We start from the raw sequence: 22,732 nt of genomic DNA on the forward strand, positions 1-22,732 counted from the left end.
GAGCGTCGCCGGAGTGAGGGCATGCCGAGCCTGTGGCGAGGCACCGTATGGCGGGGATAAGAGCCCTTGGTTACTTGGGGCTTTTCCAAGTAACTCGCCGCCAGGCGAAACCAAGCTGCGTTAGCAGCTACAGCGCAAGACCAGACAAATCGAGTGCGCAGGTTTTACGACGACTGCGTCGCCGCTCGCAGGGCAAGCCAGCTTCTACAAAGGTCCGCGTAACGTGCCGTAGGCGAAACAGGGCTGCGTTAGCAGACCAGCAATCCATCAGACACACCGCACGCACAGGTTTTACGACGAGTGCCTCGCCGGTCGCAGGACAAGCCAGCTCCTACAGGTTTGCGCAACTCGCCGAAGGCGAAACGGCCCACACACCCTCATATTCACCTTTCTTCACCGCGCTTAACTCGACATCGCTCGGACGTGACGAAGATGATCCTCACATGATCCCGACCGACCCGGTTGCGTCAGCTGACCTCGGAAAGCGGGAAGGCAAAGTCGAGGTGTTCCAAAGCACAGCCGAAGAGGTGCCGTCATGCCAAGTCCAGAGGCGCTGGATCTCGCGCGGATTCAATTTGCGTTCACCGTGTCGTTCCACATCCTGTTTCCAGCGATCACCATCGGGCTGGCGAGTTTTCTGGCGGTGCTGGAATGGCGCTGGCTGCAGACGGGCCAGTCGACGTATCGCGATCTTTACCTGTTCTGGTCGAAAATCTTCGCCGTCAACTTCGGCATGGGTGTGGTCTCCGGACTGGTCATGGCCTACGAGTTCGGCACCAACTGGAGCCGTTTCTCCGCCGTGGCCGGCAGTATCACCGGCCCGTTGCTGACCTATGAAGTGCTCACTGCCTTCTTCCTCGAAGCCGGTTTTCTCGGGGTGATGCTGTTCGGTTGGGCGCGGGTAGGGCGCGGGCTGCATTTCTTTTCGACGCTAATGGTCGCGCTGGGCACGCTGATGTCGACGTTCTGGATTCTGGCGTCCAACAGCTGGATGCAAACCCCGCAGGGTTACGAGGTGGTGGACGGCCGGGTGATCCCGGTGGACTGGCTGGCGATTGTGTTCAATCCGTCGTTCCCCTTCCGCCTGGCGCACATGGCGATTGCCGCTTTTGTGGCGACGGCGTTTTTCGTTGGCGCCAGTGCCGCCTGGCACTTGCTGCGTGGCAACGATTCGCCGCCGGTACGCAAGATGCTGTCGATGGCGCTGTGGATGGCGCTGATTGTCGCACCGATCCAGGCCATCGTCGGCGATGCCCACGGGCTGAACACGCTGGAGCATCAGCCGGCGAAGATCGCTGCCATCGAGGGGCACTGGGAAAACACCGATGATTCGCCGACGCCGCTGGTGTTGATCGGCTGGCCGGACATGGACGCCGAGCAGACCCGCTACAAGCTGGAAGTCCCCTGGCTGGGCAGCCTGATCCTGACCCACAGCCTGAGCAAACAGATCCCGGCGTTGAAAAGCTTTCCCCGGGAAGAACGCCCCAACTCGACCATCGTCTTCTGGAGTTTTCGGGTCATGGCAGGGCTTGGCATGTTGATGATTCTGACCGGCCTGCTGGGTCTGCTGCTGCGCCGTGGCGGGCGTATTTACCGGCATCGCGGCTTTCTCTGGCTGGTGCTGTGCATGGGGCCGTCGGGGCTGCTGGCGATGCTCGCGGGCTGGATCACCACCGAGGTCGGGCGCCAGCCGTGGGTGGTGTATGGCGTGTTGCGCACCGCCGATGCGGCGTCGCCGCACAGTGTCGCGCAGATGAGCATTTCCCTGGCACTGTTCGTGTTGATCTATTGCTCGGTGTTTTCCGTGGGCATCGGTTACATGCTGCGTCTGGTTCGCCGGGGGCCACAGCCGCATCTGGAACATGCGCCGGTCGGCGGCCCCGGCCACGAGCGCACGCCGCGCCGGCCGCTGTCGGCGGTTCCCGAAGGTATCGAACACAGCAGTCACACCCATTGAAGAGGTGAACCGATCATGGGTATTCAGGGCATAGACCTGTCGCTGATCTGGGCGGCGATCATCGCCATCGGCATCGTGATGTACGTGATCATGGATGGCTTCGATCTGGGCATCGGCATCCTGTTTCCGCTGGTCCCCGCCAGTGATGAGCGCGATGTGATGATGAACACCGTGGCGCCGGTCTGGGACGGCAATGAAACCTGGCTGGTGTTCGGCGGCGCGGCTTTGTACGGCGCCTTTCCGATCGCCTATTCGGTGATTCTGGAAGCGCTTTACCTGCCGCTGGTGTTGATGCTGGCGGGGTTGATCTTTCGCGGGGTCGCCTTTGAATTCCGCTTCAAGGCGAGTCAGCGCAAACGGCATATCTGGGACAAGGCGTTCATTGGCGGTTCGGTGCTGGCGACGTTTTGCCAGGGTGTGGTGATCGGCACCTACATCGCCGGAATTCCGGTTCAGGGCATGATCTTCACCGGCGGCAATCTCGACTGGCTGGCACCGTTTCCGCTGTTCTGCGGCCTGGGGTTGCTGGTGGCGTATGCCGCGCTGGGCAGCACCTGGTTGCTGGTCAAGACCGAAGGCCGGCTCGAAGCGCAGATGCGCATCTATACCCGTCCACTGGTGTGGCTGCTGTTTGCGGTGCTGGTGGTCACCAGTCTGTGGACCGCGCTGTTGAACGCGCAGATTCGCGGTTTCTGGCTGGCCCATCCGCTGTTGCTCGTGGTCGCTGCAGTGCTGGTACTGGCATCGCTGTTCGGCGCGTTACACACGGTGGGGCGGCATCACACTCACTGGCCGTTCGCGTTCGTCCTGCTGCTGATGGTGCTCAGTTATCTGGGCCTGGCCCTTAGCGTCTGGCCCAATATCGTGCCGCCGTCGTTGAGCTTGTGGCAGGCGGCGTCTCCGCCCACCAGTCAGTTGTTCATCCTGATCGGCGCGCTGTTCATCCTGCCGATCATTCTGATGTACACCTGCTGGAGCTATTACGTGTTCCGCGGCAAGGTCAGGGTGGGGGATGCTTATCACTGAGCGCTGACAGTGCGGGTGATGGGTCTGGCTGCGTACGGCCATCGACTGCGCCCCTGATTCCGGCGGCAATGACCGCCACGGCAAGCGGCGCGAACAACAGGCTGAGCAATTGCGGTGGCTGCCAGTGCAGGGCCAGCAGCAGGCCGCCGCCGTACGCACCGGCCACCGCGCCGAAGCGGGCGATGCCGGTCATCCAGCTGATGCCGGTGGCGCGCATCTCGGTCGGGTAGTAATTGGCGGCCATGGCCGTCCAGCCGGTATTGGCCGAGTTGATGCAGTAACCGAGCAAGAAGGCCAGGGCCATGAAACCGTGCAGCCCCAGCTGGACGCGGACCAGCACCAGGGTCAGCACGGCGGCAGCAGACAGGGTCAGCATCAGCACGCGGTGGGCGCGAAAGCGGTCCATTTCCCAGCCGATGATGACGATGCCGAGGATGCCGCCGGCCTGAAACATGGCGCCCACCAGTACGCAGTCGCTGATGTTGAAGCCTTCGAAGGTCATCAGCACCGGCAGCCAGCCGTTGAAGAAGTACGCCACCAACAGGTTCATGAAAAAACCGCACCACATCGCCAGGGTGGCGCGTCGGTATTCGGGCGACAGCAGCGAGGCAATGGTGCCTTGGCGTGACAGGTGAATGGCCGGCGAGGTGAATGAGGTGCCGGCATCCGCGCTGGCGGGACTGATTCGGTTGATCAGGCCGGTGAGCCGGGAACTGGTGCGCCTCTGTGCGGCGAGGAACTTCACCGACTCCGGCAGGGCCACGTACAGCAGCACCGTATAGCCAAGCGGGATCAGGCCGCCGATCACCAGCAACCAGCGCCAGCTGTGTCCGGCCAGCAGGTAGCTCGCCAGCAGGCCTGCCGACGAACCGCCGATGGCGAAGCCGCAGTAGGCCGTGGTGACCATCAGCGAGCGGTATTTGCGCGGGGCATACTCACTGGCCAGCGCCGCCGCGGTGGGTTGCGATGCACCCAGGCCGATACCGGTGAGAAAGCGCAGCAGCGATAAGGTGGTGACGTCTGGGGACAGTGCACTGGCGAGGCTCATCAGGCCGAAAAACAGCACCGAGACCGTCAACACAGGTCGCCGCCCGAAACGATCGGCCAGCGGCCCGCCGAGCAGCGCACCGATCGCCAGCCCGACCAGTCCGGCACTGATGACCACGCCGATGGCAGCGGTCGACGTCGAGGTCCACTCCAGCAACAGCACCGGGGCAATGAAGCCGATGATCACCACGTCGAAGCCGTCGAGAATCAGGACACCGAAACACAGCGCCCACACACGCCACTGCAAACGGGAAAAGGGTTGTGCGTCGATGAAGGCCTGAATGTCTATCTCGCGCGCGAGGGGCATCGTTGTGTCTCCGAGAGCAGTGGAACCGATGAGGACAGTAGCCCAGATTCCGGTGTTGGCGCTGCGCAGTTTCGGTCGACAGGAAGGTTTGCACAATACCGACGCTGCAGCAGCCCGGCTTGCTGGCGATAGCGCAATTGAGGAGGTCACCGCCGGCAAGCCATGCTGCTACAGATTGGGTGTCTCCATCAGTCAGGCGGCGAACACAGATCCTGTGGGAGGGAGCCCTGCTCGCGAAGGCGTCAGATCAGACAATGCCGTGGAGACTGGTCCACCGCTTTCGCGAGCAGGGCTCCCTCCCACAAGTCCTGTGATCGCCTATCGTTTTGGCAGTGTCCCCGGACCCGTAGCAGTCCGGCTTGCCGGCGGTGGCACCCTCAAGAACGCCACCGCTGGCAAGCCAGACTGCTACGGATTGGGTGTCTCCATTAGTCAGGTGGCGAACACAGATCCTGTGGGAGCGGGCTTGCCCGCGAAGGCGGTGGGTCAGGCCACGCTGGCGCGCAGTTGTTTGGCGATGTTCTCGACGCTGGCCGCGTATTCGTCGGCCTTGATCACCCGTCCGTAAGAGTCTGTCGCGCCCGGCTTCCAGTTGTCGCCGCCGTTGTATCGTTGCAGCTGCGCGGTGGTGTCGCCGCCTTTGCTGCCCATGATCAGCGCCGCCATCGCTACCTGATCCGACTGGCTGCCATGGTTGTAGGCGTGCCCCGTTTTTTCCTGGAATTGGCCGGCGTAGGCCGCGCGGGTGCTCGGTTCCACCTGCATGACACCGTCGCCGCCGCTGGCACCGGAGAGGTCGTGGCCGAAGTTGCTTTCCTGCTTCGACTGCGCCGCCAGCACGAAGGGATCGACGCCGAATTTGTTGCCGGCGTTCACGCAGTCTTTCCACAGATCCTGGGGCATGCCCTTGGGCGCATTGCCGACGTTGGCGTTGCTGGTGGCGCCTTCGCTGGCTTGGGTCTGCGGTGCGCCGCTGCTCGGCTGGGCCGCGAGATTCTGTGGCGTGAACGCGCTGCCACCGGCCGGACTGCTGCCCCCCCCGGAGCCACCCCCCGAACCCCCGCCGGAGCCTCCACCAGACCCACCAGACCCACCTTCTGCATCGGGTGTGTTGTTGCCACCCAGCATTCTGAGCAAGGCCTGCAGCAGCGATTGCAGCAGATTGAGGATCTCGTCAGTGGCGCCTGTGCCGGTGCCATTGCCGGGCGACTGGACTGAACGGTTCTGTGCCGCCGAGACCGGCGAGCTTTCATTCGGACCTTCGATGCGTGACGACGGCGGGGCGAAATTGACCATGCCACTGTTGCCACCGGCAAACAGCAACGAGGTGGCGAGATCGTTTTGCCGATGCTGGCCTGCTGCGCCAGTCGGGTCATGGGGCGTGAGGTTATGCGGGATGAACGCAGAGCCTCCGTTTACGGATAACGACATACCGGTACTCCCTAGTTGTCGGCGTGATGAGACGCCCGTTGCGCAAGCGGGGCTGGAGTCTCATCGAAGCGACGCGCGGGTCAGGATTCGGGGATATTCCGCTTGCGTGGGCTGAGTGGTCGGAAGCCGGGATGAGGTTCCGCTGAACGCGCGGTTATCAGCCGCGCAGGACCTTGATCAACGCGGAAACCTCCTGATCGCCCAGGCCACGGTCCACACCTGTCTCAAAAAGCCGCGTGGCGAACTCCGGAAAATCGCCGTTGATCCCCGATTCGCGTGCATGCACCGAAAGACGCCGAATCGCCGCGCTCCAGGTTTTCAGGCTGGCATAGGGATGATCGAAATTGCCCTGGGCAAGGGTCTTGCCCAGATGCTCGATATCGCCGCCCAGTACCGGCGACAAGGTGTTGAGCCGCGAAGCGAAAGCGTCCACGGGCAGGCCCTCGGTTTCGCAGATCAGCGCGCCGTGCAGGGCGCCGATCAGGCCGCCGGCAAAGTAGGCGGCGACGGCGCAATCCTGAGCAGCAGCGGTGCCGACCGACTCGCCCAGGTATTCCAGCGCCGGCGCCAGAGCCCGCAAGGCCACTTCATTCGCACGGAATACGTCGATATCGCCCGAGGCGATGATCGATGTCTCGGCCATGCCGATCTGTTCGGGGAACGCCATGATCGCCCCGTCGAGGTAACGGGCGCCGTGCCGGTGGGCCCAATCACTCAAGGTTCGCGCGTTTTTTGGACTGCCGGTGGAAAGCTGGATCAGCGCCTTGCCGTGGACTGCGCCCGGGTCGGCATCGAGCAGGGAAAGCGACACGTCGTAGTTGTCGACGCAGACAATCGTCACGTCACTGGAGCGGATGGCCGACGCCGGGTCGGGGGCGACGCGCGCGCCTTGTTTTTCCAGCGCGTCTGCCCGGCCAGCGGAGCGGTTCCAGACGGTCAGCGGGTAACCCGACTGCAGCAGGACCCGGGAGAGTGCGGCGCCCATCGCGCCAAGGCCGAGAACGGAGATGGATTGCATGGCTGTGTTCCTGTGTGAAGTTGAAAGGAGCGAGTGGTGAATCCACCACACCCGTGCCGCTTCAGGCAGTCCGGGTCAGGATAGATCAGCTCGTACGGCACGAATTCGTCTGCCGCCATCGTGCGCCATCGAGGTCCGCCACCGAAGCGGGCGTCACGCAAATTCACAGCGTTTAACAGGCGGGACGGTTTGCCGGGGTGGTACAAAGGGGCTGCTTGTCGGGACGCACTGTCGCGTTCGCCCGGACACCGTAAAAGGTGATCAGCATGACCAGAACCTACGAAAGCATCACGCTGCAAGAAGCCAGGCAAATGTTGGATGCGGCCGAAGCGGCTGCCGAACGGATTGGCCTTGCCTACAACGTCGCCGTCGTCGACAGCGGCGGGCATCTGGTGGCTTTCATCCGACAGGATGGCGCGCTGATCGGCAGTATCGACCTGGCCATTCGCAAGGCGAAAACAGCGCGAATCTTCGACAAGACCACAGAGTATCTCTGCGAGCTCGCACAGCCCGGCGCCCCTCTCTACGGTATCGATCAGACCAACAGCGGCAACGTCGTCATCCTCGGTGGCGGCCTGCCGATCGTGATCGGCAAGCACATCGTCGGCGCCGTGGGTACCAGCGCAGGCACCGTCGAGCAGGATATCGCGGTTGCACAAGCGGCCATCGATGCTCTGAACATAAAGAACTGATTACGCCTGATGCCCGGAAACGACTCGCCGTCATGACGGCGACAGACCTCTGTTTGCCCTGGAAAACCCGATAACGCATTCAACGAGGAAATCAGTCATGGCAACCATGAAAGCTGCACGTATTCACGAATACGGCAAACCGCTCGTGCTTGAAGACATCGCGATTCCCGAGATTCAACCGGACGAAGTGCTGGTAAACGTCAAAGCCTGCGGCATGTGTCGAAGCGATGTTCAACTGGTCGATCGCTACTTTCTCAAGTACGCCGAGCTGCCGATGCCGATCACGCCGGGGCATGAAATTGCCGGTGTGGTGGACAAGATCGGCTCGCTGGTGCCGCAGTCCCTGCACCTGAAAGAAGGCGATCAAGTGGTGGTGGCACCCGGCTGGGGTGACGGCACTTGCCGCCATTGTCTGGTAGGCAACACCCATATCTGCGCCAACGTGCGCTGGCCCGGCTTTGGTCTCTACGGCGGTTTCGCCGAATACGTGCCGGTGCCGGCCCGCTATGTCATCAAGGTCGATAACCGCCTGAAGCCGGAAGAGCTGGCGCCACTCACCGATGCCGGGTTGACCCCCTATCGCGGCATCAAAAAGCTGCGTGACGGCGGCGCTCTCGGCCCGGACCGGGTGATGGGCATCTTCGGTGTCGGCGGTCTGGGCGCCTACGCCGTTCAGTATGCAAAACTGCTGGGCGGCGGGGCGCGGGTGGTGGCTTTCGCGCGCAATCCGGAAAAGCTGAAGGTGGCGCAGGACTACGGCGCCGACCACGTCATCAGCATCGCCGGCAAGTCCGAAGCCGACGTCGGCAAGGAACTGGGCAGGTTGACCGGGCAAGGCGAACTCGACGCCATCATCGATTGCGCCGGCGCGCCGGAAATGATGCAATTGGCGTTCAGCCTACTGTCCATCAGCGGCCACTATGTCAACGTCGGCCTGGTCGGCGACCGCATCGATGTGCCGCTGTTTCCCCGGGTGTCCAGGGAGCAGACCTTCCAGGGCTCGTTCTGGGGCAACAACACCGACCTGAGCGAGGTGATGATGCTGGCGGCGCAGAGCAAGATTCGCCACACCATCAAGACCTTCAAGTTCGATGAACTGAACACCTACCTCGATCTGCTGCGGGCCGGCGATATCGTCGGGCGCGCGGTGCTGAAGTTCTAAGCGCGGGCTGCCGGGTGGGGCGTCCACAAGGCGCGCCACCCGCAGCGATTCCTCTGCCAGGGCTGGTCAGTCTTCGTCCTTGCGCATCAACTGGCCCAGCCGCGAGCGCAGCCACTGTTCCGCCGGGTCCGAATCCAGCGCGCTGCGCCAGACCATCGACAGGTCGAAGCAGGCGGCCTCGTAAGGCAGCGGCTCGGCCCGCAGACCACCCAAGGCAACCATGGCTTCGGTGACGTAATCCGGCACGGTCACCAACAGATCGGTGCCCCTGAGCAGGATGGGCAGCGAGCTGAACTGCGGCACGGCCAGCCTGACTTTGCGGGTTCTGCCCAGCTTGCCAAGCTCGGCGTCGACGTAGCCGACAATGTCGCCGGTGTAGGAAATCAGGGCGTGGGGGCGGTCGCAATATTCATCCAGCGACAGGTCGCCCGGCTTGTTGTCGGCGCGCAGCACTTTCGGCACCACCTTGCGCAGCAGCTTGCGTTTGGCATTGGCCGGCAGTTCGCGGGTGTAACTGACGCCCACGGAAATCTCGCCGCTGGCCAGCAGGACCGGCATCTGCCAGTAGTCCGCGCGCCTGACCACCATGGTGATCAGCGGCGCTTCCTCGCGAATCTGCCGCATGAATTCCGGCAGCAGCCCGTATTCCACATCGTCGGACAAACCGATTCGAAACGTCGCCGTGCTGGTGGCCGGGCTGAAATCGGAGGTGTTGCTCAGGGCCAGTTGCATGGCGTCCAGTGCGGGCGACAGCTGCGAAAGGATCTGCTCGGCCCGGGCGGTGGGCTCCATGAAGCGCCCGGTGCGAATGAACAGCGGGTCGTCGAACAGCGAACGCAGACGGCCAAGCGCCGCACTGATCGCCGGCTGACCGAGGAACAGCTTTTCGGCGGCCCGCGTGACGTTGCGTTCGTGCATCAGGGTTTCGAATACCACCAGCAAATTGATGTCGGCGCGACGCAGGTCGTTTCTGTTCATCGTCAGTCTCACTCGGCGGTGACGTCGTTACGGCTGGGCGACAGTGGGTCCAGGGAGAATAGACAGGTTCTGACGCTGCAGTGTCGGGCAGCAGCGTCCGGGGTTCGGCGGCCGGCCCGGCATCAGTCGAGGGGGGTGAACAGCTCCTTGAAGACTCGTGGCTGGCAGCGCATATATTGGGCGGGTGCCCGCACATGGGCGCCCAGGGCTGCGGCGGCGTGCCATGGCCAGCGCGGGTCGTAGAGCAGGGTGCGGGCCAGGGCGATGCAGTCGGCATCACCGGTGCCGATGATCCCCTCCGCGTGTTCCGGCGCAGTGATCAGGCCCACGGCAATCACCGGGATTTTTACGGCAGCCTTGATCTCCCGGGCCAGCGGCACCTGATAGCCGGGCGTGACGGGGATCTGCTGTGCCGGATGGGTGCCGCCGCTGGAAACGTTGATGGCCGCGCAACCTCGTTCGGCCAGGGCCTGAGCGAAGGTGATGGTTTCGTAGAGGGTCCAACCGCCCGCCATCCAGTCGGTGGCCGATACCCGTACCGTCACCGGTTTGTGTCTGGGCAATACCGCGCGGATCGCGTCGAAGACTTCGAGCGGAAAGCGCATGCGGTTTTCCAGCGAACCGCCGTATTCGTCGCTGCGTTGATTGGACAGCGGCGAGAGGAACTGATGCAGCAGGTAGCCGTGCGCGGCGTGCATCTGAATCAGGTCGAAACCGATGCGGTCGGCACGCACCGTGGCGTCCACGAATGCCTGAAGAACCCGCGCCAGGCCCGGTTTGTCCAGCTCGACGGGGGGCAATTCACCTTCGCCATGGGGGATCGCAGAGGGCGCTTCGGTCTGCCAGCCGTTCAGCGTGCCAGGGGCGAACTGGGTCTTGGGTTTCCACGGCACTTCGGTCGAAGCCTTGCGCCCGGCATGGGATAACTGCACGGCGAACGGCATCGGCGACCACCGGCGTATGCCGTCCAGCACACGCTTCATGGCCGCTTCGGTGGTGTCGCTGTACAGGCCCGGGTCGGCATAGGTGATGCGTCCTTCGGGACATACGGCGACGGCTTCGGTGGTCAACAGCGCGGCGCCGGACATGGCGAGGCTGCCCAGGTGGATCAGGTGCCAGTCGTTCATGCAGCCATCCGTTGCGGAGTACTGCGACATCGGCGCGACGATGATCCGGTTGACCAGTTGCAGATCGCCGATGTGCAGCGGCGTGAACAAGTGAGCTTTCGACATGTAGCGAACTCCGGTCGCAGAGGTCTGTGACGTCCCGATGGCGCTGGACTCCCAGCGGTGTCAGTGGCCGCCGTCCACGGGATGGCTTTTGAACACAATCATTTTCTGCTGGGTCATCTCGTGCATCGTCCAGGGGATGCCGCCTATGCCGTAGCCCGACTCGCGGCGTCCGGCGAACGGCATCCAGTCGGTGCGGAACGCGGTGTGGTCGTTGATCATCACGGCCGACGCGTCGAGCCGTTCGGCGGCATACAGCGCGCGGTTGAGGTTTTCGGTGAACACGCTGGCCTGAAAGGCCACCGACAGCGAGTTGGCGCGGGCGATGGCCTCGTCCAGCGCGGTGAAGGGGAACACGCAGGTGATCGGCCCGAATGCTTCGTGGACGGAGACTTTGGCTTCGGCAGGCGGGTTGACGATGATCGCCGGGAGCAGGGTGGTTTCGCTCAGGCGGCCACCGCCGATCACCTGCGCGCCTGCGGCGGCCGCTTCGTCGATCCAGCCGGCGACACGCTCGCTTTCACCGGGATTGATCAACGGGCCGACTTCGGTTTCCTTCAAGGTCGGGTCACCGGTTTTCAACGCTTTGACCTGCTCGGTAAAACGGCCGAGGAACTCGCTCTGCAAATCGCTGTGAACATAGATTCTCTGCACCGACACGCACACCTGGCCGGCGTGGTAATAGCCACCCTTGACCAGCGGGCCGATCACCACGTCCAGATCGGCACTGCGGTCGACGATCACCGGTGCGACGCCGCCGTGTTCCAGCGCGCAACGGGTGCCGGGGGCGATCTGCGAGCGCAGGTGCCAGCCAACGCGCCCCGAGCCGATGAAGCTGACGAAGGCGACCCTGGGGTCGGTTGCCAGTTTTTCCGACAGGCCCCGTGCTTCAGGCACGAAGGACTGCACCCAGCCTTCGGGCAGTCCAGCTTCCTGAACGATCGACACCAACTCCAGCGCGCTGAGTGGCGTTGCCGACGCCGGTTTGATGATCACCGGACAGCCGACGGCAATCGCCGGGGCAAGTTGGTGGACCGCCAGATTGAGTGGGTGGTTGAAGGCCGAGATGGCGACTACGACGCCGATCGGTTCGCGAATGGTGAACGCACGCCGGTTAACGCTGGCAGCGGTCAGCCCCATGAGGATTTCTTCGCCGCCCATGCTGCGCAGGGTATCGGCGGCGTTGTGCATGCCGTCGATGGCGCGATCGACCTCCACCAGCGCGTCGGTCAGTGGCTTGCCGCCTTCCCGGGCGATCTGCATGGCCAAGTGCTCTCGCCGGGTGGTCATGATGGCGGCGATCTTGCCGAGGATCTCGATGCGACGGTAGGGCGCCAGCCACTGTTTGCGGTCTGCGAACAGCCGGGCAGCGGTGCCGAGTTTGCGTTCCAGAGACGCCTCGTCATCGGGTGCGAGTTCGGTGATAGGGGCTCTGTCGAATGCCTGGACGACCTTGATCATGTTGTTCTCCGGTGAGAATGGCTGACCGCTCGAATACCGCCTTGGAACACGCTACCCCTTGGCGGCGCTGACCTCGCGTAAACGCTGGTTAAATCTTGTAAAGGCCACCGGTGGGCGCCGGGCTCCGTTGTCGCCCGGTTTGCCGCACAACACCTGTGGGAGAGAGACCTGCTCGCGATGGCGTCATTCCGGTCAATGCCGTGTTGACTGACCCACTGCCTTCGCGAGCAGAGCTCACTCCTACAAAAACACGGCGGTTCGGTGTAAACCCCTGTGGGAGCGTGGCTTGCCCGCGAATGCGTTCTTACAGACGCTGCAAGGTCGCCTGACACAACGCCTTCGCGGGCAAGCCCGCTCCCACAGGTCCTGTGTATGTCACCCACCCCGCAGACAACCGGGCACCCGTAGCAGCCTGGCTTGCCAGCGGTGGCGTCCTTGGATGCGCTGACGCCGGCAAGCCGGACTGCTACGGGATTTGGTGTCATGCAGAAATCATCTGAACGACACAAACCCCGTGGGAGGGAGCTCTGCTCGCGATAGCGTCATTCCGGTCAATGCCGTGTTGACTGATCCACCGCCTTCGCGAGCAGAGCTCACTCCTACAAAAAACACGGCGGTTCGGTGTAAATCCCTGTGGGAGCGTGGCTTGCCCGCGAATGGGTTTTTACAGACGCTGCAAGGTCGCCTGACACAACGCCTTCGCGGGCAAGCCCGCTCCCACAGGTCCTGTGTATGTCACCCACCCCGCGGGTAACCGGGCACCCGTAGCAGCCTGGCTTGCCGGCGGCGTCCTTGAGTGCGCTGCCGCCGGCAAGCCGGACTGCTACGGGATTTGGTGTCATGCAGAACTCATCTGCACCACACCTGACCCGTGGGAGGGCGCTCTGCTCGCGATAGCGTCATTCCGGTCAATGCTGTGCTGACTGACCCACCGCCTTCGCGAGCAGAGCTCCCTCCCACAAAAACATGGCGGTTCGGCTTACTGCGATGGTGTCCTTGAATGCGCCGTCGCCGACAAGTCGGACTGCTACGGGATTTGGTGTCATGCAGAAATCATCTGCACAACACATACCCCGTGGGAGGGAGCTCTGCTCGCGATAGCGTCATTCCGGTCAATGCCGTGTTGGCTGACCCACCGCCTTCGCGAGCAGGGCTCCCTCCCACAAAAACATAGCGGTTCGGCTTACTGCGGTGGCGTCCTTGAATGCGCTGCCGCCGACAAGCCGGACTGCTACGGGATTTGGTGTCATGCAGAACTCATCTGCACCACACATACCCCGTGGGAGGGAGCTCTGCTCGCGAAGGCGTCATTCCGGTCAATGCTGTGCTGACTGATCCACCGCTTTCGCGAGCAGGCTCCCTCCCACAAAAACATAGCGGTTCGGCTTACTGCGATGGTGTCCTTGAATGCGCTGCCTCCGGCAAGCCGGACTGCTACGGGATTTGGTGTCATGCAGAAGTCTCTGCGCCACACCTGACCCGTGGGAGGGAGCCCTGCTCGCGAAGGCGTCATTCCGGTCAATGCTGTGCTGACTGATCCACCGCCTTCGCGAGTAGAGTTCACTCCTACCAAAACAAAACTCTATTCACCGGTTCTCAATGCAGTGCGCTCTCCCGGCTTTTGGTCACGTCTTCAGGCTCGATCCGGCCATTGGCCGAACCGAAGCGTTGCAGCACGAAGTTGCTCAGCGCGGCCAGTTCGGTGTCGTTGTAGCCCCGGCCAAAGTGCGGCATACGCTGGTCGGCGCGGGTGGCGAGGGGGGTGTGTCCTTCCAGCAGGGTGGCGATCAGGTTTTTCCCGGTGGGGTCGTTGATGGTCTTCAGCCCGGCCAGACCACCCGCCGGAGACTGCCTGCCGCTGCCGTCGAGAAGATGGCAGCCGACGCAGTTGTCATTGAACAGCTTCGAACCCAGATCCGGCTTGAGCGGCGCAGGGTTGAACGCGACCGTCGGGCGTGCCACTCCTTCGGCCTGGGCCGGGGCGCTTTTCAGGTAGACGGCGATGGCTTTCAGATCGGCCGGGGTCAGGTACTTCAGGCTGTGCTCGACCGCATCGGTCATCGGCCCGCCGGCACCGCCGTAACCGGACGCATAGCCCTTGCCCAGATAGCTGATGAGCGCCTCTTCAGGCCAGGCGCCGATGCCATAAGTCGGGTCGGAGCTGATGTTGTAGGCATGCCAGTTGCCAATGTCGGCACCCGCCAGCGGCCGCCCGCTGCTCATGGCCTGGAACAGGTTGCGCGGCGTATGACACTCGCCGCAGTGGCCGGGCCCCTGGACCAGATAGGCGCCGCGGTTCCATTCCGCCGACTGTTTGCTGTCCGGTTCGAAGCGTTTGGAGGACGCGAACACCACGTTCCAGAACATCATTCCCCAGCGCTGGTTGAACGGAAACGACAGCTTGTTCTCCGGCGGCTTCTGTTTCACCGGCGGCAGGCTGAACAGGTATTCCTTGATCGCCAGAATGTCCTCACGGGGCATCAGCGTGTAGGAGGTGTAGGGGAACGCCGGGTAATAGTGCTTGCCGTCCTTGCCGACACCGCTTTGTACGGCGCTGACGAAGTCGTCGTCAGTCCAGCTGCCGATCCCGGTTTCCATGTCGGCGGTGATATTGGGTGAATAGATGGTGCCGAACGGCAGTTTGAATTCAAGGCCGCCGGCATACGGCTTGCCGCCGGGTACGACGTGGCAGGCCACGCAGTCAGCGGCCCGGGCCAGGTATTCGCCTTTGCTCATCGGTGCTGCGTCGCTGGCGAAGGCATTCAGGACGGTGCAGGTGGCGAGCAGGCCGAGCGCATGATGGACAGGTTTCATGATGCACACCTCACACGGTGAAATAGCCGAAACGGCTCAGCGGCAGCCGACGTTCGCGAACCTTGCTCGCGGCATACAGCGCGTTGACCAGCGCAGCCGCAGCCGGCACGGCACCGGTTTCACCGACGCCACCGGGGCTTTCCAGGCTGGGCATGATGTGCACCTCCACCGGCGGCACGTCGCTCATGCGTACCTGGCGGTATTCGTGGAAGTTGGTCTGCCGGACCTGGCCGTTTTCGATGAGGATCTCGTTGAACAGCGCGGCAGAGAGGCCGAACAGGGTTCCGCCCTCCAGTTGCGAAGCGACCGAGGTCGGGTTGTTGGCGAAGCCGCAATCGATCACCGACACCAGCCGCCGGATGTGCAGGCCCTTGTCGGCACGTTTTTCCAGCTCGACCACGGTGGCGATGTAACTGCCGAACACCGACGTCACGGAAACCCCACGACCGACGCCGGCGGGCAGGGTGCTGCTCCAGCCCGACAGTTCGGCGGCCTTCTTCAGCACTGCCTGCCCTCGGGGGTGCGCCTGCATCAGGTCCAGCCGGTATTGCACCGGATCGGCCTTGGCGTTGTGGGCAAGCTCATCGATGAACGACTCGACGGCAAACGTGCTGCGCAACGGCCCCACGCCGCGCCACCAGGACACCGGAATCACCAGTGGCTCGTGGCGGATATACCGGACTTGCAGATGATTCAGCGTGTAGATCGGCTCCTTGGCCACTTCCACCGCATCGAAATCCACCCCGTCATCGGGCATCTTGCCGATATAGGCCGCGACCACCGATGCCCCGGCGATGCGGTGTTCCCAGCCGGTCGGCCGCAGATCCTTGCCCAGCGCAGCGCTGAGGCGGTCGACGTACTGCGGCCGGTATTTGTCGTGGGTCATGTCCTCTTCGCGACTCCAGATCAGCTTGATCGGGTAATCGAGCTGCCGGGCGATGTCCACGGCCTGAAAGATGTAGTCCGATTCAAGACGACGCCCAAAAGCACCGCCGATCAACTGGTTGTGAATGACCACCTTTTCCGGCGGCATGCCGCAGATTTTTGCGGCCCCCGCCTGGGCCAGTCCTGGCGCCTGACAGCCGACCCACAATTCGCATTGATCGGCGCGCACGTGGGCCACGCAGGTCATCGGCTCCAGCGGCGAATGGGAGAGGAAGGGCTGCTCGTAAATGGCTTCAAAACGTCCAGGGGCGCTTTTCAGCTCGGCGGCAATGTCGCCGGACTTGTGCGCGAACACACCGTCGCCGGCGCTGGCATCGTACAAGGCCTTGTCCAGTTGTTCTGAGTGGACGCCGGCCTGGGGCCCTCGGTCCCATTCGATTTCCAGCGCGCGCAGCCCTTGTTGGCAAGCCCAGAAATTGGTTGCGGTCACTGCGACAGCATTGTCCAGCCGCACCACATCTTTGACCCCGGGCACCTTGCGCGCTGCGTCCTCGCCCTTGACGTCGCGCAGCTTGCCGCCGAATACCGGGCAGGTGAGGGAGGAGGCGATCAACATGCCGGGAATCTGCAGGTCGATGGTGAATTTCGCCGTGCCGTTGACCTTGTGCGGCGTGTCGAGACGCTGCGCGGGTTTGCCCAGCAGCTTGAACTCGGCCACCGGTTTGAGCGGGATGTCGGTGGGCAGCGGAATGGCCGCCGCGGCGTCGACCAGTTCGCCGTAGGCAATGCTTTGACCGGCCGGGCCCAGCACGTTGCCGTTTTCGGCGTGGCATTGGCTGGGTGCAACCGACCAGCGCATGGCCGCGGCCTGAATCAGTACGATGCGAGCGCCCGCGCCGGCCTTGCGCAGCGGCTCCCAGGTGTAACGGGTCGAGGTCGAACCGCCGGTGGCCTGGAACGTCAGCAGCGGGTCGGTGTACAACTCGGCATTCGGCGGCGCTTCGGCGATGGAAACGCTGCTGAGCGGCACTTCCAGTTCTTCGGCGACCATCATCGCGATTGCCGTCTGTACGCCCTGGCCCATTTCGATTTTCGGCGAGATCACGGTGACCTGGCCGCTGTGATCGACCCGCACGAATGCGCCGTAACCCTTTTCCGCTGCGTCCCCGAGGCTGGCACCCTTGACGGTGCTGTCGGCAAAGCTGCGCGCCGCCATTGGCGGCAGCAGGGTGCCGATCATCAAGCCGCCCAGCAACAGGCCACCCTTGAGAACGCCGCGACGCGACACGGCATGTATCGATTCTGCTGTACCCATGATGATCGCTCCCCTCAGGCCTGGCTGACGCTTTTGATGGCGGCGCGAATCCGCGTGTAGGTCGCGCAGCGGCACAGGTTGCCGGACATCGCGTTGACGATCTGCTGATCGTCGGCCTTGGGGTTTTCCTGCAGCAGCGCCACCGCCGACATGATCTGCCCGGACTGGCAGTAGCCGCATTGCACCACTTCATGTTCCAGCCAGGCTTTCTGCACGGCGCTGCCCACCGGCTGGTTGCCGATGGCTTCAATGGTGGTGACGCGGCGCCCGGCCACTGCGCTGACCGGCAACACGCAGGAGCGCACGGCGCGGCCGTCCAGGTGTACGGTGCAGACCCCGCACTGGGCGATGCCGCAGCCGTATTTGGTGCCGGTCAGCCCCATCACGTCGCGCAATACCCACAGCAGTGGCATGTCGTCGGGAACGTCCAGATCATGCTCTTGATCATTGACTACCAGCTTGCTCATCACGGCCTCCACGGAATCACGGTGATGCGCCCGGACGTCGAACGGAGCGGCGTCAGCCATGGCGCAATGCGTTGCCGCGGTTCGCCTCACGGGACAGAGGCGCCGGGCTTTTCGGCTCTGACGGCGAGCACTTGTTATTACGCGTGATGATCAAGCGTAGTAGCTGGCGGTCAAAAAAGAAGTGAAGAGCGGTGAAGCGTCGATGCACTGTTTTGAAGGGGATCAGAATGTCGGTGCAAGTGGTTGATTCAATGTAATAACGCCACGGTATTCGTTGTTGAAAAATCAGAAGGGCACCCACAGCCCGCGCCGCGACCGTGTCAATGCAGCGTTACAGCGGTGCGCGTTATCAACGATCGCAATGTGAAACATCAAGCCATGCGATTTCATTTATGTCAGCGCGGCCACCAAGATAAGTCCCAAGAGCAAGCAACACCGCAACTTGCTCAACTAACTAACAGACTTACCTTTGGAGATTAACCATGAAATATGCACTGTTCGCAGCACTCTCGTTGGCCAGCGTCTACGCCTCCGCTCAAGAATCCGTCGATAGCGTGAGCAACGCCCAGAGCAGCATCCAGACCCAGAAATACAACCAGCACAAAGGCCTGGACGTGGCGAAGGTGATCAGCAGCAAAGCGGCCCAGGACCCACAGAAAGTTGACGGTAACGTCAATGTGCAAATGGTGTATCTGGACAGCGCTGGCCAGTCCCAGACCCTGAACTACACCATCATGGGTTACGGTCAGCAGAATGGTTGAGGACAACGTCCGCCCACGCTGTTAAACCTGTACCGAAAAACGCCGCCTCTTGAGGTGGCGTTTTTTATTTTCGAATGATCCGCGTGTTCGGCACGCTGACTTCGAGCGCTTGCATCGCGCCGACAAACGATCCATCGTCTTTACCGGCATTCACCATTTTTTACTGTAAATGCCTGATCCCCGGATTGATCATGTCTTGACGGATTGGACAATACCGGTCTCCCGCCAATGCCTGCGAGGGAGCAGCTCGATGCTGGCCTTGTTCACAGAGCACCCGTTGATTTGCGCCTCGTTTCTCATCCTTACCGATTGCCTGTTCTGGCATCTTTTCAGTGGTCGTGGCAACCGCTGGAAACTGCTGGCGCGGGTGGTGATCTTTTCGCTGTACAGCATGCTGTTGTTCAAGGAAGGCCTGAGCCCGCTGGATACCGCGCCATGGGTCGACGATGTGCCGCTGCACCTGGCCGCCACCGGCTTGCAGATCGTCTGGTGGTTGTATGCGGCGCGGACCCTGACGGTGCTGATCGGCGCGGTCATGGTGCAGCGGGTCGGGCACACCGGGCGGCTGTTGCAGGACCTGCTCGGCGCGGTGATCTTCCTGGTCGCGGTGATTGCGGCGCTGGCCTATGTGCTCAACCTGCCGGTCAAAGGAGTGCTGGCGACCTCGGGCGCGCTGGCGATCATCGTCGGTCTGGCCTTGCAGAGCACCCTCAGCGACGTGTTTTCCGGGATCGTGCTCAACACCACCAAGCCTTATCAACTGGATGACTGGATCGCCATCGACGGCACCGAAGGCCGGGTCACCGACATCGACTGGCGTGCCACCTTTCTGCAGACCTCCCAGGGCAGCATGGTGGTGATTCCCAACTCCATGGCCGCCAAGGCCAAGATCACCAACTTCAGCCGGCCCAGCGATGTGTACGGGTTGGCCATCAGTTTTCAGGTCAGCCCCCATGTGCGCCCCAACCGGGTGTTCGATGCGCTGGAGCGGGCGACCCAGGGCTGCCGCATGCTGCTCAACCGACCGGCGCCGACCGTGTCGATCAAAAGCACCGGCGGCGCGGGGGTGGAATATGAGGTGAGCGGTTTCGTCGAGTCGATGGAGCAGAAACGCGTGGTGCGCAACCAGTTGATCGATCTGGGCTATCGGCATCTGCAGGCCGCCGGCATCAGCCTGTTGTCCAACGTCGAGCCCAATGTGCCGCCGCTGCAGTCGCGGGCGCGGGCGCTGCTGGACAATTCGAGCATCTTTGCCACCACGCTGGACAACGAAGACAAGGACCACGTCAGCCAGAACATGACCCCGCAGGTCTTTCACCCGGGCGAAGTGATTCTGGCGGCAGGCGAGGTCAGCGATCACCTGTTCATCGTCGAATCGGGTGTGGTCACGGTGACGCTGACCCGCGCCGGCAACAAGTTCGAGGCCGGGCGCATGGGGCCGGGGGAGGTGATCGGCGAAGCCGGGATCGTTTCCGGCGCCGCGCTGCCAGCGGAATTTGCCGCGCTGACGTTCTGCAATCTGTACCGGATCGAAAAAAGCTATCTCACGCCGTGCCTGGAGGCGCGCCACGACATCGGCGAGGCCATGAAGGCGCTGATGGATTTCCGTCTGCACACGGCGCAGATCATGACCCAGGAGCAACCCCGGGTCGTGGAGAGGAAAGGGTTTCTGCACTGGCTGCGCAGCCGGGTATGACGCAGCGGGTCAGCCCGGTCGATGGTCAGCAATCATCACGAGGGATTTATGGACAGCACCGATCTCGATGTTCTCAAGCATGTCCTGCACTGGCGACGGGAAGGACATGAGGTGTGGCTCTACACGGTGATCCAGACCTGGGGCAGCGCGCCGCGCCCGCCGGGGGCAATGCTGGCCCTGCGCGAAGACGGTGTGGTCGTCGGTTCAGTGTCGGGAGGTTGCATCGAGGATGATCTGATCGCCCGGCGCACGGCGGAACCGCAGCAGCACAGGCCGCAGGACAGGCCGGACCAGCCGGTACACCTGATCACCTACGGCGTGACCCGCGAAGAAGCGGCGCGTTTCGGGCTGCCCTGCGGCGGCACCTTGCGCCTCACCGAGGAACGCATCGTCGATGCTGCCTGGGTCGAGGAATTGGTGGCGCGTTGCAGCGATCATGAAATGGTCTGCCGCGAACTGTCGCTGGACAGTGGCGAAAGCCGCTTGAGCGCCGCAGCCCATGGCGACCGTCTGGCGTTCGACGGCAAGCAACTGAAAGCCGTCTATGGACCGCGCTGGCGCCTGCTGTTGATCGGCGCCGGCCAGCTTTCCCGTTACGTGACCGCGATTGCCTTGACGCTGGACTTCGACGTGTTGATCTGCGACCCGCGGGAAGAGTTCACCCATGGCTGGGAGGGTGTTGGCGCCCGTTTCGTGGCGGGCATGCCCGACGATGCGGTGCAGGCGATCAGCCCGGATGCACACACCGCCATCGTCGCGCTGACCCATGATCCTCGGCTGGATGACATGGCGCTGCTCACGGCCTTGAAGTCCGATGCTTTCTATATTGGCGCATTGGGTTCGCGGGTGAGTTCGCAGAAGCGTCGACAGAATCTGGCGCTGCTCGACCTGTCGGAGCAGGAAATCGCCCGCCTGCACGGACCCATCGGCTTGCACATCGGCAGCCACACCCCACCGGAAATCGCCCTGTCGCTGATGGCCGAGATTGTTTCGATCAAAAACGGCGTGACCCCGGCGCGGCACGGCGTTGCGGCGACTGACTCGGCGTTGAGTCTTTAGCGGTCCGGCTTGCTGGCTTCGGTGGCCTCAAGAACGCCGACGCTGGCAGGCCAGGCTGCTACGGGTTCCCGGTTGTGGGTGGCATGTGCTGAACCTGTGGGAGCGGGCTTGCCCGCGAAGGCATAGTGTCAGGCAACCTTGTGGCGTCTGAACGGAGGTATTCGCGGGCAAGCCCGCTCCCACAGGAGGCATCCATCCTGTAGCAGTCCGGCTTGCCGGCGTCAGCGCACTCAGGGACGCCGGCGCTGGCAAGCCAGGCTGCTACAGAGTGTGCGCTGCATTTTTTTGTGTGGGAGGGCGCTCTGCTCGCGATGGCGGTGGGTCATTCAACACAGCATTGTCCGGACTGGCGCTATCGCGAGCAGAGCTCCCTCCCACGGCCTTCGGCCAGCATCAAAAGCGCAGAGCGTTCACCGGGGGATTGTGTTGGCTCAGTGATGCGGCGGCGTGGATGGTGACGTCTTCGCGGGCAAGCCGCGCTCCCACATGGGGCTGGCAAGCCGGCCCCTGCGGGGTATGCATCCGGATCACTTGAACCAGGCATCCACGATTTGCGGATGGGCGGCCATCCATTCCTTGGCGACCTGGTCGGCAGGGATGCCGTCGACCACCAGCCGGCGGTCCAGCTCGGTGGCGGCTGGAATGCCCAGGTGAATCCGACTCAGCACGGTGCGGGTGCGCTCGGGCAATGCTTGCCACACCTCCTTGCGCACCACCACGACGGCGCGGTCCACGCCGAACACGCCTTTCGGGTCGTCCAGCACCCGTACCGGGTACACCGCGTTCAGGTACTGCGGCTGCCACAGCGGCATGACCATCCACTGGCCGTTGCCCGAGGCGCTGGCCAGTTTCGCCGCCCACTCCTTGGCAGGCGCGACGCGCAGGGTGTACCCGCTGGCTTTCAGGCCGTAGCGGTTCAACACCTGTTCCGAGCCGATCATCAGTCCCGAACCCGGGCCGACGCCGACGATGTCGTGATCCATGCGCGTAGCCACTTCAGGCTTGTTCAGGTCTTCGATGCTGCGCACCTGTTCCACCGGCACGCTGACCGGCACCGCCCAGTACAGACGGGCGTCCTCGTACAGGGTCGCCGCCTCGACCAACTGATCGGCCAGCGGCGCCTGCAGACTGCCGTGGGCATGGGGCAGCCACGAGGCGACCAGCATGTCCACTTCGCCACGGCCAAGGCGCCCATAAATGTCGGGGTGATTGCCCTCGACCACGGTCAGCGGATGGCCGAGGCGGCTGAGCACTTCTCTCACCACTGCGGCGCTGGCGGTGTAGAAGGACAGATTGACCTGGCCGACCACCAGTGGCCGTTGCGGCGGCGTGGCAGTGACCACTGGCGTTGTGCCGAGGCCGAACAGGGTCAGCAGACCCATCCAGTAGAGGCGTGATTTCTTGATCATGTGCTCGATCCCGCGCCC

Annotated in this window: 17 protein-coding genes; 7 read left to right on the forward strand and 10 right to left on the reverse strand. The window is 63.1% G+C overall.

Annotation, left to right across the window (positions count from 1 at the left end; genetic code table 11):
- The first annotated feature begins 535 nt into the window (after nt 1–535).
- Together ACIPL0_RS15915 and cydB are read left to right on the forward strand one after the other, a co-directional pair.
- Nucleotides 536–1,957 (forward strand): cytochrome ubiquinol oxidase subunit I, encoded by a 1,422-nt coding sequence (locus ACIPL0_RS15915; protein WP_400602961.1) that lies wholly within the window; start codon nt 536–538, stop codon nt 1,955–1,957.
- A gap of 15 nt (nt 1,958–1,972) precedes the next feature.
- Complete coding sequence (gene cydB, locus ACIPL0_RS15920; protein WP_400602960.1) at nt 1,973–2,983, forward strand: cytochrome d ubiquinol oxidase subunit II; 1,011 nt, start codon at nt 1,973–1,975, stop codon at nt 2,981–2,983.
- Here cydB and ACIPL0_RS15925 read toward each other — a convergent pair.
- The 3 genes from ACIPL0_RS15925 to ACIPL0_RS15935 form a co-directional block, all read right to left on the reverse strand.
- On the reverse strand, nt 2,958–4,337 hold the full coding sequence (locus ACIPL0_RS15925) for an MFS transporter (protein WP_400602959.1): 1,380 nt from the start codon (nt 4,335–4,337) through the stop codon (nt 2,958–2,960). The two genes, cydB and ACIPL0_RS15925, sit on opposite strands and share 26 nt — an antisense overlap.
- Before the next feature lie 486 nt (nt 4,338–4,823).
- Entirely contained in the window at nt 4,824–5,768 is a 945-nt protein-coding gene (locus tag ACIPL0_RS15930; protein WP_400602958.1) for a transglycosylase SLT domain-containing protein, read from the reverse strand.
- Nucleotides 5,769–5,925: 157 nt separating this feature from the next.
- Nucleotides 5,926–6,786 (reverse strand): NAD(P)-dependent oxidoreductase, encoded by an 861-nt coding sequence (locus tag ACIPL0_RS15935; protein WP_400602957.1) that lies wholly within the window; start codon nt 6,784–6,786, stop codon nt 5,926–5,928.
- A 266-nt stretch (nt 6,787–7,052) separates the two neighbouring features.
- On the opposite strand from ACIPL0_RS15935, the gene ACIPL0_RS15940 reads away from it, so the two are divergent.
- On the forward strand, nt 7,053–7,478 hold the full coding sequence (locus ACIPL0_RS15940) for a heme-binding protein (protein ID WP_400602956.1): 426 nt from the start codon (nt 7,053–7,055) through the stop codon (nt 7,476–7,478).
- 97 nt (nt 7,479–7,575) lie between these two features.
- On the forward strand, nt 7,576–8,640 hold the full coding sequence (locus ACIPL0_RS15945) for an NAD(P)-dependent alcohol dehydrogenase (RefSeq protein WP_400602955.1): 1,065 nt from the start codon (nt 7,576–7,578) through the stop codon (nt 8,638–8,640).
- 66 nt (nt 8,641–8,706) lie between these two features.
- Here the strand turns inward: ACIPL0_RS15945 and ACIPL0_RS15950 are convergent, their stop codons facing one another.
- The 6 genes from ACIPL0_RS15950 to ACIPL0_RS15975 form a co-directional block, all read right to left on the reverse strand.
- Complete coding sequence (locus ACIPL0_RS15950; RefSeq protein WP_400602954.1) at nt 8,707–9,618, reverse strand: LysR family transcriptional regulator; 912 nt, start codon at nt 9,616–9,618, stop codon at nt 8,707–8,709.
- Between the two features lie 122 nt (nt 9,619–9,740).
- The gene (locus ACIPL0_RS15955) at nt 9,741–10,850 is read right to left on the reverse strand and encodes an NADH:flavin oxidoreductase/NADH oxidase (protein ID WP_400602953.1); all 1,110 of its coding nucleotides are present in this window, start codon (nt 10,848–10,850) and stop codon (nt 9,741–9,743) included.
- Nucleotides 10,851–10,910: 60 nt separating this feature from the next.
- Nucleotides 10,911–12,308 carry an aldehyde dehydrogenase family protein gene (locus ACIPL0_RS15960; RefSeq protein WP_400602952.1) on the reverse strand — a complete coding sequence of 466 codons (1,398 nt, stop codon included), beginning with the start codon at nt 12,306–12,308 and terminating at the stop codon, nt 10,911–10,913.
- Nucleotides 12,309–13,904: 1,596 nt separating this feature from the next.
- Nucleotides 13,905–15,122 (reverse strand): c-type cytochrome, encoded by a 1,218-nt coding sequence (locus ACIPL0_RS15965; protein WP_400602951.1) that lies wholly within the window; start codon nt 15,120–15,122, stop codon nt 13,905–13,907.
- Nucleotides 15,123–15,132: 10 nt separating this feature from the next.
- Nucleotides 15,133–17,322: a molybdopterin cofactor-binding domain-containing protein gene (locus ACIPL0_RS15970; protein WP_400602950.1), complete on the reverse strand. Its 2,190-nt coding sequence runs from the start codon at nt 17,320–17,322 to the stop codon at nt 15,133–15,135.
- A 14-nt stretch (nt 17,323–17,336) separates the two neighbouring features.
- On the reverse strand, nt 17,337–17,789 hold the full coding sequence (locus ACIPL0_RS15975) for a (2Fe-2S)-binding protein (RefSeq protein ID WP_400602949.1): 453 nt from the start codon (nt 17,787–17,789) through the stop codon (nt 17,337–17,339).
- A gap of 482 nt (nt 17,790–18,271) precedes the next feature.
- On the opposite strand from ACIPL0_RS15975, the gene ACIPL0_RS15980 reads away from it, so the two are divergent.
- The 3 genes from ACIPL0_RS15980 to ACIPL0_RS15990 all read left to right on the forward strand — a co-directional run bounded on the left by ACIPL0_RS15980 (nt 18,272) and on the right by ACIPL0_RS15990 (nt 21,305).
- Nucleotides 18,272–18,550: a DUF2790 domain-containing protein gene (locus tag ACIPL0_RS15980; protein ID WP_400602948.1), complete on the forward strand. Its 279-nt coding sequence runs from the start codon at nt 18,272–18,274 to the stop codon at nt 18,548–18,550.
- A 250-nt stretch (nt 18,551–18,800) separates the two neighbouring features.
- Nucleotides 18,801–20,246 carry a mechanosensitive ion channel domain-containing protein gene (locus tag ACIPL0_RS15985; RefSeq protein ID WP_400602947.1) on the forward strand — a complete coding sequence of 482 codons (1,446 nt, stop codon included), beginning with the start codon at nt 18,801–18,803 and terminating at the stop codon, nt 20,244–20,246.
- Nucleotides 20,247–20,294: 48 nt separating this feature from the next.
- Nucleotides 20,295–21,305 carry an XdhC family protein gene (locus ACIPL0_RS15990; protein ID WP_400602946.1) on the forward strand — a complete coding sequence of 337 codons (1,011 nt, stop codon included), beginning with the start codon at nt 20,295–20,297 and terminating at the stop codon, nt 21,303–21,305.
- A 527-nt stretch (nt 21,306–21,832) separates the two neighbouring features.
- Here ACIPL0_RS15990 and ACIPL0_RS15995 read toward each other — a convergent pair.
- A complete protein-coding gene (locus tag ACIPL0_RS15995; RefSeq protein ID WP_400602945.1) occupies nt 21,833–22,714 on the reverse strand; it encodes a glycine betaine ABC transporter substrate-binding protein in 882 nt (293 codons plus the stop codon).
- Nucleotides 22,715–22,732: the final 18 nt, after the last annotated feature.

The sequence above is a fragment of the Pseudomonas sp. NPDC090208 genome, assembly GCF_044746785.1.
Taxonomy (GTDB): Bacteria; Pseudomonadota; Gammaproteobacteria; order Pseudomonadales; family Pseudomonadaceae; genus Aquipseudomonas.